General features: G+C 55.9%; 10 protein-coding genes. 4 read left to right on the top strand and 6 right to left on the bottom strand.

The annotated features are described in order from the left end of the window. Positions 1-227 precede the first annotated feature (227 nt). Together tal and tkt are read left to right on the top strand one after the other, a co-directional pair. The gene (gene tal, locus ACETPC_RS22850; RefSeq protein ID WP_380184758.1) at positions 228-1178 is read left to right on the top strand and encodes a transaldolase; all 951 of its coding nucleotides are present in this window, start codon (positions 228-230) and stop codon (positions 1176-1178) included. 91 nt (positions 1179-1269) lie between these two features. Then, the gene (tkt, locus tag ACETPC_RS22855) at positions 1270-3270 is read left to right on the top strand and encodes a transketolase (protein ID WP_380184759.1); all 2001 of its coding nucleotides are present in this window, start codon (positions 1270-1272) and stop codon (positions 3268-3270) included. A 40-nt stretch (positions 3271-3310) separates the two neighbouring features. On the opposite strand, the gene ACETPC_RS22860 is transcribed toward tkt, so the two are convergent. Together ACETPC_RS22860 and hprR are read right to left on the bottom strand one after the other, a co-directional pair. After that, a complete protein-coding gene (locus tag ACETPC_RS22860; protein WP_380184760.1) occupies positions 3311-4642 on the bottom strand; it encodes a heavy metal sensor histidine kinase in 1332 nt (443 codons plus the stop codon). Then, complete coding sequence (gene hprR, locus ACETPC_RS22865; protein ID WP_380184761.1) at positions 4635-5315, bottom strand: response regulator transcription factor HprR; 681 nt, start codon at positions 5313-5315, stop codon at positions 4635-4637. Before hprR ends, ACETPC_RS22860 begins: the two co-directional genes overlap by 8 nt. Positions 5316-5451: 136 nt before the next feature. Between hprR and hiuH the strand changes: the two genes are divergently transcribed. Next, the gene (hiuH, locus tag ACETPC_RS22870) at positions 5452-5859 is read left to right on the top strand and encodes a hydroxyisourate hydrolase (RefSeq protein ID WP_380184762.1); all 408 of its coding nucleotides are present in this window, start codon (positions 5452-5454) and stop codon (positions 5857-5859) included. A gap of 42 nt (positions 5860-5901) precedes the next feature. Here hiuH and ACETPC_RS22875 read toward each other — a convergent pair whose 3' ends face one another. From ACETPC_RS22875 to ACETPC_RS22890, 4 genes are all read right to left on the bottom strand, one after another. Beyond that, the gene (locus ACETPC_RS22875) at positions 5902-6993 is read right to left on the bottom strand and encodes a DUF1176 domain-containing protein (protein ID WP_380184763.1); all 1092 of its coding nucleotides are present in this window, start codon (positions 6991-6993) and stop codon (positions 5902-5904) included. 555 nt (positions 6994-7548) lie between these two features. Next, positions 7549-8130: a GDP-mannose pyrophosphatase NudK gene (gene nudK / locus ACETPC_RS22880; RefSeq protein WP_380184764.1), complete on the bottom strand. Its 582-nt coding sequence runs from the start codon at positions 8128-8130 to the stop codon at positions 7549-7551. A 122-nt stretch (positions 8131-8252) separates the two neighbouring features. After that, entirely contained in the window at positions 8253-9719 is a 1467-nt protein-coding gene (ansP, locus tag ACETPC_RS22885) for an L-asparagine permease (protein WP_380184765.1), read from the bottom strand. Positions 9720-10030: 311 nt separating this feature from the next. Next, positions 10031-10303, bottom strand: coding sequence for a YdgH/BhsA/McbA-like domain containing protein (locus ACETPC_RS22890; RefSeq protein WP_380184766.1), 273 nt, complete (start codon positions 10301-10303; stop codon positions 10031-10033). Positions 10304-10621: 318 nt separating this feature from the next. Here ACETPC_RS22890 and ACETPC_RS22895 point away from each other — a divergent pair, with 318 nt between their 5' ends. After that, positions 10622-12136, top strand: a complete 1515-nt coding sequence (locus ACETPC_RS22895; RefSeq protein WP_380184767.1) for a type IV pili methyl-accepting chemotaxis transducer N-terminal domain-containing protein — start codon at positions 10622-10624, stop codon at positions 12134-12136. Positions 12137-12177 lie beyond the last annotated feature (41 nt).

A 12177-nucleotide genomic window follows, 5' to 3' on the forward strand; every position in this document is an offset into this window, starting at 1 on the left:
CATTGGGCTAACCCATTGCAACAATCAGAGAAAACGCATTTCTATTACCGGACGTCTGATGCAATGTTTGGCCTGAGAATATTCTACCGTGCCGGGAGCCGATTCCCTGCCATTCTGCGGATTTCAGACCGGTCAGTTCGGCTTTCCCGTCATCAGGGCACGATGTCCGCCGACCCTTCGGCACGGTTATCATTTGTTTTGCAGATTGCCCATCAAGGAGCCATGAGATGAACCAGCTAGACGCACTGAAACAATACACCACCGTGGTGGCTGACAGTGGCGATATCGAATCTATCCGTAACTATCATCCAGAAGATGCCACCACTAACCCATCTCTGATCCTGAAAGCTTCCAGCCTCGATTCCTACAAGCACCTGATCACCGACGCTATCGACTACGCCAAAAAACAGGGCGGCAGCAAAGAAACGCAGATCATTAATGCCAGCGACAAAGTCAACGTCAACCTGGGGATGGAAATCCTGAAAAGCGTGCCGGGCCGCGTTTCTACCGAGGTGGACGCTCGCCTGTCTTTCGATCGCGGCATGTGCGTTACCAAAGCGGAAAAGCTGGTGAGAATGTACGAAGACAACGGCATCGACCGCTCCCGTATTCTGATCAAGCTGGCTTCTACCTGGGAAGGCATCCGTGCAGCGGAAGAGCTGGAGAAAAACGGCATCAACTGTAACCTGACGCTGCTGTTCTCCTTTGCCCAGGCGCGCGCCTGTGCGGAAGCGGGCGTATTTCTGATTTCGCCTTTCGTCGGCCGTATCTATGACTGGTACAACAGCCGCAAACCGCTTGACCCTTATGTGGTGGATGAAGATCCGGGCGTGGTTTCCGTGCGTAAAATCTATGAGTACTACAAGCAGCATCGCTATAACACCATCATCATGGGCGCCAGCTTCCGTAAAACGGAGCAGATTATCGCGCTGGCGGGCTGCGATCGCCTGACTATTTCCCCTAACCTGCTGGAAGAACTCCAGGCCAGCAACGCGCCGGTCGAGCGCAAGCTGACGCCTTCCACAGAAGCCTTCCACCAGCCGGCACCGCTGTCTGAAGCAGAGTTCCGCTGGGAGCATAACCAGGATCCGATGGCGGTAGAGAAACTCGCCGACGGTATCCGCCAGTTCGCCGTCGACCAGCAGCATCTGGAAGACGTCCTGGCCGCTAAACTGTAATTTCGCTGATGGGCCTCCCCGGCGCGTGTCGGGGAAAGTGCCCGACGTTTATTCGTCCAGTTGTTCCCCAAAAAAAATCAGGGAGAAAAATATGTCTTCACGTAGAGAATTGGCTAACGCAATCCGCGCGCTGAGTATGGATGCGGTACAGAAAGCCAAATCGGGCCACCCGGGCGCCCCAATGGGTATGGCGGATATCGCCGAAGTGCTGTGGCGCGATTTCCTGCACCACAACCCGACTAACCCGGCCTGGGCCGACCGCGACCGTTTTATTCTTTCTAACGGTCACGGCTCCATGCTGCTGTATAGCCTGCTGCATCTCAGCGGCTACGATCTGCCAATTGAAGAGCTGAAAAACTTCCGTCAGCTGCACTCTAAAACCCCAGGTCACCCGGAGATTGGCTATACGCCTGGCGTAGAAACCACTACCGGCCCGCTGGGTCAGGGCCTGGCTAACGCTGTGGGTCTGGCTATCGCCGAACGCACCCTGGGCGCGCAGTTTAACCGTCCCGATCATGAAATCGTCGATCACCATACCTATGTGTTTATGGGCGACGGCTGCCTGATGGAAGGGATTTCGCACGAAGTTTGCTCGCTGGCCGGTACGCTGGGCCTTGGCAAGCTGATCGGCTTTTACGATCACAACGGTATTTCGATCGATGGCGAAGTGGAAGGCTGGTTCAGCGATGACACCGCCAAACGCTTTGAGGCCTATAACTGGCACGTTATCAGCGAAGTGGACGGCCACGATGCCGAGGCGGTAGCGAAAGCAATCAAAGAAGCGCAGAGCGTGACCGATAAGCCTTCGCTGATCATTTGCCGCACCATCATTGGCTACGGTTCGCCGAACAAAGCCGGTAAAGAAGAAGCGCACGGCGCGGCGCTGGGCGATGAAGAGATCGCGCTGACCCGCAAACAGCTGGGCTGGAGCCACGAGCCTTTTGTTATCCCGCAGGATATTTACGCGCAGTGGGATGCCAAAGAAGCGGGCCAGAAGCTGGAGCAAGCCTGGAACGACAAGTTCGCAGCTTATAAAGCGGCTTATCCGGAGCTGGCAAAAGAGTATTCCCGCCGTATGGATGGCGGCATGCCGGAAAACTGGCAGCAGGAAACGCAGAAATTTATCGCCGAGCTGCAGGCTAATCCGGCAAAAATCGCCAGCCGTAAAGCGTCACAAAACGCGCTGGAAGCCTACGGTAAACTGCTGCCGGAGTTCCTGGGCGGCTCCGCCGACCTGGCGCCGAGCAACCTGACCATCTGGTCTGGCTCCAAATCGATCAAAGACGATTTGGCGGGCAACTATATCCACTACGGCGTGCGCGAATTTGGTATGACCGCTATCGCTAACGGTATCGCGCATCACGGCGGCTTCGTTCCTTATACCGCGACCTTCCTGATGTTCGTAGAGTACGCGCGTAACGCGGTGCGTATGGCTGCGTTGATGAAAGCGCGCCAGATCCTGGTTTATACCCACGACTCTATTGGCCTGGGCGAAGATGGCCCAACGCACCAGCCGGTTGAGCAGATCGCCAGCCTGCGCGTGACGCCAAATATGAGCGTATGGCGTCCTTGTGACCAGGTGGAAACCGCCGTAGCCTGGAAACACGCGATTGAGCGCCATCATGGTCCGACCGCGCTGATCCTTTCCCGTCAGAACCTGGCGCAGCCTGAACGCACCAAAGAGCAGCTGGAAAATATTTCCCGCGGCGGCTACGTGCTGAAAGATTGCGAAGGGACGCCGGAAGTGATCCTGATTGCGACCGGTTCAGAAGTGGAAATCACGCTGGGCGCGGAAGCAAAATTAACCGCTAACGGCCACAAAGTACGCGTAGTTTCGCTGCCTTCAACCGATCTGTTTGATAAGCAGGATCTCGCTTACCGCGAATCGGTACTGCCTTCCGGCGTAACCGCTCGCGTAGCTGTGGAAGCAGGCATCGCAGATTACTGGTACAAATATGTCGGCCTGAACGGCGCTATCGTGGGCATGACCACCTTTGGCGAATCCGCTCCGGCAGAGAAGCTGTTTAACGAGTTTGGCTTTACGGTGGAAAACATCGTCAGCCATGCGGAAAAACTGCTGAAGCCGCACTAAGTTAAGTCCCCTCTCCTGCCCGCGCTGCGCGGGCAGGAGCTTATCCTGGCAGCCTGATACCGAAATAGTTCCTGCTCTGACGATGCCGATACCAGGCCTCGCCGTCATGTAATTCCGCAATCGCCTTAACCATCGCCAGTCCCAGGCCAGTGCCAGCGCTGTGACGCGCCTCGTCGCCCCGCCAGAAGCGCTCAAACAACTTTTCCGTTGCCGTTAAAAGCTCGCCCTGGTTGCCTATGGCAATATTGACCCCGTCCGTGCAGATTTCTGTCTCGATGCTGATTAAGGTACCCGGCGGCGCGTGCCGAATCGCGTTGGTAATAAGATTAACTATGGCTCGCTGGAACAGCAGTTTATCCGCCTGAAGGTCGCCTTGCGCCTGCACTGAAAAAGAGAGCGCTTTTTCTTCTGCCAATGGTTCCAGAAAATCAGTAATGTCTTCCAGCATATCCGACAGAGAAAAGCGTTCTTTGCTGAGCGCTACGTTATGGTGATCCGCCCTGGCGAGAAAAAGGATGTTGTCGATCAGACGGGAAAGGTTTTCCAGCTCTTCAATATTGCCTTCCAGCAGCTGCTGATACTCATCCACAGTACGCCTCTGTCCCAGCGTGACCTGGCTTTGGCTCAGCATCACGTTAATCGGCGTGCGCAGTTCGTGGGCCAGATCGTCGGCAAACCGGGTCAGACGGGTAAAATCATCCGCCAGGCGGCTACGCATCAGGTTAAGGGCTTCGCCAAGCGGTAACAGTTCGCGAGGTAAATTATGCAGCGGAATTGGCTGGCTGAGCCTGTCGGTGCTGGTGTCGGCGGTAATTTTGCTGAGCGCGCCGATGGCTTTCAGGCCACGGCGAATGAACAGCGGGCTCAGAATGGCGCAGGCCGCCAGCGCCGCCAGACACACCAGCAGGCTCTGCCAGCGATATTGCGCCAGCATACGGGCTCTTTCCCGCGCCACGCGCGCTACGGTCAGGGTCACAGCGCCGCTATCCGTCTGGCCCTTCAGGCTGTATATAGTCAGCTCCTCGCCTTCTTTGGTGCGCTGCCGGTGAAGCTCGCCGGGCGCAGGCGATGAAGCCAGCGTAGCGCCCGTGTGGTTAATAGTGACGCCAGGCCCGTTCACTGGCTGAATCAGCAAAATATCCTGGCGGGTATCGACCATACGATTAAAGTAGAGCGGCAGCATCTCTGGCTTAGCGCCGTCCTGCAGCAGCTGGCGCAGCTGCGCCGCGCGGTTAATCAGCGTTGTGTCATCGCGCCAGATAAGCTCGTGCCGCAGCGCGCCGTAAAGCGTAAGCGCAATGCCAGCGCAGGCCGCCGCCATCGTCAGCACGAAAATAATCGTCAGCCGAACCGTCAGCGAAGGCTTACGCATGCTGCTTTCCGGGCCATAACAGTTGATATCCCATGCCGCGTACGGTAGCAATGAGCTTAGGCTCATAGGGATCGTCTATTTTGCGGCGCAAACGGCGTATGGCTACATCGACGGTGTTGGTTTCGCTGTCGAAATTAATGCCCCAGACTTCACTGGCGATCAGCGTTCTGGGGACAATTTCGCCTTTTCTGCTGGCAAGAAGCCACAGCAGGGCAAATTCTCGGCGGGTCAGCGCAACCGCTTCGCCCTGGCGGCTGGCGGTCTGGCGTACGGAATCCATGACCAGATCGCCCACGGTCAGCACGGCTTCAGCAGGATGATTATCCCGCAGCTGCGCTCTGATGCGTGCCAGCAGCTCGGCGAAAGAGAAAGGTTTCACCAGGTAGTCATTGGCGCCCAGCTCCAGCCCTTTAACCCGATCGTTAACGGAATCTCTGGCCGTCAGGCAGATCACCGGCGTAGCCCGGGCGGTGCGAAGCGAGCGCAATACCTGCCATCCATCCATGCCCGGCAGCATAATATCCAGCACAATCAGGGCATAGTGCTGGCCTAGTGCCAGGTGCAGCCCGTCGCGGCCATCGGTTACGCTGTCCACGACGAATCCTGCCTCGCGCAGGCCTTTGGCAAGCCAGTCGCTGGCTTTTTGATTATCTTCAATCAGCAATAATTTCATAAACGCCAGTCTGCCATGAGCCTGTTAATTTGTCCCTGCGCTTCGTTCAGGATGACATTTTTGTCATGCTGGCGTCAGGTTAGCTGCCCTGGTCACGGGTTATAAAGAAAGGGTGATGACTACAGGAGAATCGACCATGAAAAAATATTTTGCCACAGCCGTACTGGCCGCCGCGCTGGCTGCCTCTGCGGGCGCTGCCGCCGCACAAAACCTGCTGAGCGTGCACGTACTGAATCAGCAGACCGGCAAGCCAGCGCCGGGCGTTGAGGTGACGCTGGAGCAGAAACAGGAAGCGGGCTGGAAATTTATCAATAAGGCTACCACCGACGGGGATGGACGCATCAAAGCATTCTGGCCTGACCAGCCCGCAGCCGCAGGCGATTACCGGGTGGTTTTTAAAACCGGCGACTATTTCAAACAGCAAAAGCAGGAGAGCTTTTTTCCTGAAGTTCCGGTGGAATTTCATATCAGCAGCACCAGCGAGCACTATCACGTTCCGCTACTGCTGAGCCAGTATGGCTATTCTACCTATCGCGGTAGCTAACAGGCCTTGCCGCGAGGCAGCGGCGGCGGTACAAACCGCGCCTCAGGGCCGGTTCGCCGCCGTCTGGTCTGGCTGCGGTGGCAGCTCTCTTTTGCTGCTCCACAGCGTCGGCCAGTCGTCGCTGCCGTGCCAGGCGTCGCAGGCGCCCTCTTCGGCATATTCTGCCAGCACGAACTGGCGACCATCGTATTGCCAGCGCGTAGCGGTGCCGCAGTCGCCCAGCCCTCTTCCCTTACTGAAGGTCAGCAGCTCGCCCTTGCTGGCGTCATAGTCGGCGTTAATCAGATCCAGTTTTCTTTCACTACGGTGCGGCGGCGTAAAAGGCAGCGTCAGCGTTAATCCCCGGGCTATATAAGGCTGGCTGCGCGTCACTTCAAAAGCCAGATCGATAACGTTATAGGCGCCCATTTCACAGCTTACCAGCAGCAGCGCTTTACGGTCGTTAAGCGGCGCAACGCTGACTTGTCGCCGCTGGGGATCCAGCGAGCAGCGATCGGTATTGACGCGCCAGGTGCCGTAATCCAGCAGGCCGGTAGTTTCTTCGCGCGTCAGGGCTGGAGGTACAGGCGGCGTGCGGGGAAGCACAGGTAAAGCTGGCGGCGGCGGTACTTCGCTTGCCGGGCGCTCGCCTTTTTTTATCCAGGCGCTCAGGGTGTTGACTCTTCCCTGGATATCATCCATCAGCAGCAGCGCTGCCTTGAGCCCGTGCAGCGAGACGGTGGCGCGCGGGCGATAGAGCAGCTGCAGATTATCGGCCTCCATCACCAGCGATAAAAATTCGTTAATAGAGATGGCATGGCCGGTAGAGAGATGATGCGGCTGCACATCCCAGTGTTTGAGATCGGGTTTTAGCCGCTGACCGTCCAGCAGCAGGTTGTCCTGCAGCGGCGCACCGTTCAGCTTGCCGGTGTAGCGGCTGCCGTAGTCGATGCGTAAAAAAGGACGATCGTCAATGCCGGCGTGGCGGCTCAGGGTCATCACCAGGCCGTTAACGCCAGGCACGCTGCGCGCTACGCAGTAGTTCTGGTTATTGCAGGTAATCTGCCAGTCAGAAAAGCTTTTTTGCAGGGGTTCGGCATGCAGTGCGGCGGTGAAAAAAAGCAGCGCCAAAGGTAACTTTATCCAGTAATGCATTGATAGCCCATATCCCCGAATGACAGTTAAGCAGTAAGCATAGCGGTTGCCGCCCGGCATGAATAGTCCGAACGCCGGAAATAAAAAAGTGCGTCGACGAACCTTATTTGCGTTCCATCATGACCTTTGCCAGCGGGCCGCTCAATCAGATAAATCGGACAAGAAAAGCCGTGCGCCGCAGGCGACAGAAAAATCGCTTATTCGCGGTGGAAAATAAAGTCTTATCGTCTCAGGCCGTTTAAGCAGAATGCTATATTGTGAGCGCCATCACTTTTTACCACGGTTGCGCCCTGTCCGATTAAGATTAAACAGCAAAAAATGCTGCCGGGCCAGCAGATTGCTCGTTTGCGTCCGCACGCAGTATTCTTTTTTTTCAGCAAACATTATGCAGTTAATGGAGACGTTTAACTTATATTTGTGTTACCACCGAAGAAGAGATGCCGAATAAATAATAAAGTCACTTTTAAATAGTTAAAAATAACGGTACTCCTTTTCGAGTAATTTTTACTTATTCGACATTCTTTTTAACTTATTAATGGCAGGCAAAAGGCGTTATTACGCAGGCCGCAGCCAGCCGGAAATCAGTGCGTGCTGAAGCAGCATTACCGTTTTGCCGTCTTTGATTTTTCCCGCTTTTACCATTGCCCAGGCTTCGGGAAAGCTCAGCTCCAGCACGTCGATATCTTCATCGTCAACGCCGCCGCCCGCCGTGGCCCGTAGCGAATCGTGGTATTCGGCGGCAAAAAAATGCAGCCGTTCGGTGACGCCGCCAGGCGACATATAGAGATCGTAGATTTTCTCTACTTTGCCGGGCTGGTAGCCGGTTTCTTCTATCGCCTCTTTGCGGATGCACTCTTCCGGCTCGTCATCGTCCAGCAGGCCCGCGCAGGCTTCAATCAGCATTCCGCTGGCATTGCCGTTTAGCCAGGTAGCGATACGGAACTGGCGGGTCAGGATTACGCTATTTTTTTCACGGTTGTAGAGCAGGATGGTAGCGCCATCGCCGCGATCGTAAACCTCGCGTTTGTGGCGTAAAGTCACGCCCTCTTTAGTGGTGAGGTCATAGGTAAAGTTGCGCAGGAGAAACCAGTTTTCCGACAGGATTTTATCTTTAATCACTTCTACTTTGACTGACATACAGACTCCGTTGCCTTAAGCGGAAGTCAGCCATCATAAAGCCTGCGCGCGGCGAAAACTATCTGAAAGGCAGATATAAAAAAAGGCAGCCACCGGGGCTGCCTTCTGAAGCTGCATTCGCGTTATTTGGCCGCTTCTTCTTCGTGATCGTGCTCGGTTTGAGCAATGGCATGGGCGCGTTTACGCACGCCAAACCAGCCCAGAACCAGAACCACAGCAATCAGAGGGATTGCGGCGATGGTGTAGGTGCCGTTCGGGTAATCGAACGCCATCAGTACCAGCACGCTGACCAGGAACAGCAGCGTCAGCCATGAGGTGAACGGCGCCCACGGCAGCTTAAAGCTAACGTCTTCCGCCTTGCCTTCTTTAATGGCCTTACGCAGACGCATCTGGCAAACCACAATAAAGCCCCAGGAAGTAATAATGCCCAGAGAGGCGATATTCAGGACGATCTCAAACACGCGCGAAGGCACGATGTAGTTCAGCCAGACGCCGACAATATAAACGCCTACCGTGACCAGGATCCCCATGTAAGGCACCTGCTGTCCGCTCATTTTAGAGAGGAACTTCGGCGCCGAGCCGCCCATTGACATTGAGCGCAGGATACGGCCGGTAGAATAGAGGCCGGAGTTAAGGCTGGAAAGCGCCGCGCTGAGCACCACGATATTCATGATGCTGCCGATATAAGGCACGCCCAGCTTAGAGAAGAAGGTTACAAACGGGCTCTGGCCCGCCTGATAGGCGTTCCACGGCAGTAGCAGCACCAGCAGCACTACCGAGCCAACGTAGAACAGGCCGATACGCCAGATAACGCTGTTGATCGCTTTTGGCAGCATGGTTTCCGGATCTTTGCACTCGCCTGCCGCCGTTCCTACCAGTTCGATAGAGGCGAAGGCGAAGACCACGCCCTGTACCAATACCAGCGCTGGCAGCAGGCCGTGCGGAAAGAAGCCGCCGTTGTCGCTAATCAGATGGAAGCCGGTCGCGTTGCCGTCCAGCGGCTTGCCGCTGCCAAGAAACACCACGCCCACGATCAGGAAGATAGCGATAGCCAGCACCTTGATCAGCGCAAACCAGAATTCCATTTCGGCAAACCACTTTACGCCGATCATATTCATGGTGCCGACAATGGCTAACGCCCCCAGCGCGAAGACCCACTGCGGAACATCGCCAAACGCGCCCCAATAGTGCATATAGAGCGCCACGGCAGTGATATCCACAATACCGGTCATCGCCCAGTTGACGAAGTACATCCAGCCTGCGACATAGGAGGCTTTTTCGCCAAGGAATTCACGAGCGTAAGAAACGAAGCTGCCGCTGGAAGGACGATGTAATACCAGCTCGCCCAGCGCGCGGAGTATAAAGAAGGAGAAGATGCCGCATACCAGGTAAACGATAGCCAGCGCCGGGCCGGCAATCTGCAGGCGGGCACCCGCGCCGAGGAACAGGCCAGTACCAATAGCGCCACCGATAGCAATCATCTGCACATGGCGGTTGTCCATTGCTTTGTGATAGCCGGAATCATGAGAATTTAACCAACGTCGTCTTGCGGCGCGCTTGTCTGCAACCGCTTTTTTATCAGCTTTCATTTTCTTTCCTATTATCCTGTCCACAGTGTTACGGCTACCGTTCCCGGGCGACCTGATTTTTATTGCGCTGACCAAACGATTGCGTTGCCATGCAATCGTCCGGACGTTTTACCCGAATCCTGTAGTTATAGTGTTGACGGAGACGGGAAAATCACGGCGATGCATCCTAACCGTTATGTCAAGCCGACGCAAAAAATCTGTAGCGGAAATCGTGAGGTTTTGTGACTTTCATCAGAGGACGCAGAAAAAAACCGACCGCTTAAGACGGTCGGTTCTCTGGCTGGGGAGAAGGCTACATGGACAGGGCTGGCTTAGCGGTAAATCTCGGCGTTGCCGCTCCACAGGCTGGAGTCGCCGGGGGTGTCGGCGCGGATAACACGATAATGATTGGCACCCATCTCTTCGGCTTTTTGCGCCAGCTGGGCGGTGGCATCATCTAATGAACCGTTGACGCCAGTAACGGAAACCGTGCCCATTTGTTGCAAATTTTGGCTCTGTTCTTCGCTGACTTGCGTGGCGGCCAGCGTTGAAAAAGAGGTGGCGGCCAGCACAGCGGCGGCGATAATTGCGGGTAATTTGCTCATAGTGAACTCCTCATCGGGTTCTGAAAAATAGTAACGAGGTTAACTATGACCTGCGGGATGAAAACCAGGGTAAAGCCAGGGTAAAAGCGTTAAATGAATGTCACAGAGGTAAATAGCAATCAAAAGAATCGTCAATTAAAGTTACTTTTTCTGCACATTGTAACCATGCATTTATTTTAAGCCGATTCAGGAAACATAGACTCCACCTTAACAGAGGCAGCCTGGGGCTGCAAAGGTGGGATCTTCTTTTCAGCCGCGCTATTCTGCCGCTATGGCAGCGTCAAAATGGCCGGCGCGCCGCCTTTCAGGGAGTTTTCCATGTCAGAACGTTCCGTTACCCGCAGCCTGGCGCGCGCCCTGTTCGCCATTGTGCTGCTCGCCGTTTTCTGTTCGCTTTTGTCGCTGCTAACGCTTTCCGCCAGCCAGCGCGACGCCGAAGCGCTTAACATGGCCGGTTCGCTGCGCATGCAGAGCTACCGTCTGGCCTGGGACGCATCCGCCCATCCGGCCGCGCTGGCCGCAGATATCGCCAGCTATCAGCGTTCGGTTCAGTCGCCCGCTCTGCTTGCGCTGCGCCATGCCTGGGTGCCCGACAGCGTAAAAGCCCGCTACCGTGAGCTGCTGGCGAGCTGGCAAAGCCTGCAACCGGAACTGCAAACCGGCGATAGCCGCCGCTTTCAGCAGAATGTCTCGCTCTATGTTGAGCAGATAGATAGTTTCGTGCTGGCGCTACAGCGCTGGGCAGAGCTGAAAATGAAGCTGGTGGTTGGTGCCTGCCTGCTAAGTTTTATCGCCATCCTGCTGCTGGCCAAAGCCTTCTGTCGGATGTCGGGCGAGCTGGAAAAGCAATACCTGTGGCTGGAGCAGGCGGTCAAAGAGAAAACCGCCCATCTGCGCCAGGCGAACCGCAGGCTGAAGCTACTTTATCAGTGCTCGGAGATTTTGCGCGGCCACGATAAAGCCTATTCCCGTGCGCTGGCGCTGGCAAAGGAGCATGAGAATTTATCGGCCGTAGCCCTGAGCGCTCCGCCTCGCTGGCAGCTGTCCGTTGGTCAGGAAGATACGGCTCTGGCCTGGCACAGTTTGCCGCTGGAGCAAACCATCGGCGGCGTGCTGCGCTGGCAGGCCAGCGCCAGCGAACCGCAACTGATGAAAGGATTAGCAAGCATGCTGGCGCGCTCGCTACAGTTAGACGAAGCGGAAGAAAAAGTGCGTCATCTGCTGCTGATGGAAGAGCGTGCCACTATCGCCCGGGAACTACATGATTCGCTGGCGCAGTCGCTGGTTTATCTGCGTATTCAGATGACGCGCCTGAAGCGGATAGTCGGCAAGGAGTCGGCTCCGGCAGCTATCGTCAGCGAGGTTGATGCCGCGCTTGCCGAAGCCAACCGCCAGCTACGCGAACTGCTGACCACTTTCCGCCTGTCGATTGAACCAGCTGATTTAGCCACCGCGCTTGCTCAGGTTATCGCGCAGCTTCGCCCGCAAACGGAAGCGAAAATCCATCTGACTGGCGACGCGCCGCCGCAGCATCTTAATGCCCACCAGCAGGTACATGTTCTTCAGATTGTGCGTGAAGCGCTGCTGAATGCCATTCGCCATGCGCAAGCCAGCGAGATTGAGGTGCGCGTGGCGCGACCAGATGAAAAACTCTTGCAGATTGAGGTGAATGATAACGGCCAGGGGTTTAGCCAGCCCGGCGCGAAACCGGGTCATTATGGGCTGGCTATCATGCAGGAGCGGGCTAAAAGCCTCGACGCAACGCTGGAGATTGGCCAGACAGAATATGGCGGTACGCGGGTTTCGCTACGGTTTGCCGCTGAGAGTAAATAACTGTGCTGCCGGACAAAATCCCCACGATTTCGCACGATAAT

It is taken from the genome of Pantoea sp. sgz302252 (assembly GCF_042610525.1).
Lineage (GTDB): Bacteria > Pseudomonadota > Gammaproteobacteria > Enterobacterales > Enterobacteriaceae > Erwinia.

Excerpts from the sequence above, each read along its gene's own strand:
- tal (WP_380184758.1), top strand. The coding sequence starts at position 228 with ATGAACCAGCTAGACGCACTGAAACAATACACCACCGTGGTGGCTGAC.
- tkt (WP_380184759.1), top strand. The coding sequence starts at position 1,270 with ATGTCTTCACGTAGAGAATTGGCTAACGCAATCCGCGCGCTGAGTATG.
- ACETPC_RS22860 (WP_380184760.1), bottom strand. The coding sequence starts at position 4,642 with ATGCGTAAGCCTTCGCTGACGGTTCGGCTGACGATTATTTTCGTGCTG.
- hprR (WP_380184761.1), bottom strand. The coding sequence starts at position 5,315 with ATGAAATTATTGCTGATTGAAGATAATCAAAAAGCCAGCGACTGGCTT.
- hiuH (WP_380184762.1), top strand. The coding sequence starts at position 5,452 with ATGAAAAAATATTTTGCCACAGCCGTACTGGCCGCCGCGCTGGCTGCC.
- ACETPC_RS22875 (WP_380184763.1), bottom strand. The coding sequence starts at position 6,993 with ATGCATTACTGGATAAAGTTACCTTTGGCGCTGCTTTTTTTCACCGCC.
- nudK (WP_380184764.1), bottom strand. The coding sequence starts at position 8,130 with ATGTCAGTCAAAGTAGAAGTGATTAAAGATAAAATCCTGTCGGAAAAC.
- ansP (WP_380184765.1), bottom strand. The coding sequence starts at position 9,719 with ATGAAAGCTGATAAAAAAGCGGTTGCAGACAAGCGCGCCGCAAGACGA.
- ACETPC_RS22890 (WP_380184766.1), bottom strand. The coding sequence starts at position 10,303 with ATGAGCAAATTACCCGCAATTATCGCCGCCGCTGTGCTGGCCGCCACC.
- ACETPC_RS22895 (WP_380184767.1), top strand. The coding sequence starts at position 10,622 with ATGTCAGAACGTTCCGTTACCCGCAGCCTGGCGCGCGCCCTGTTCGCC.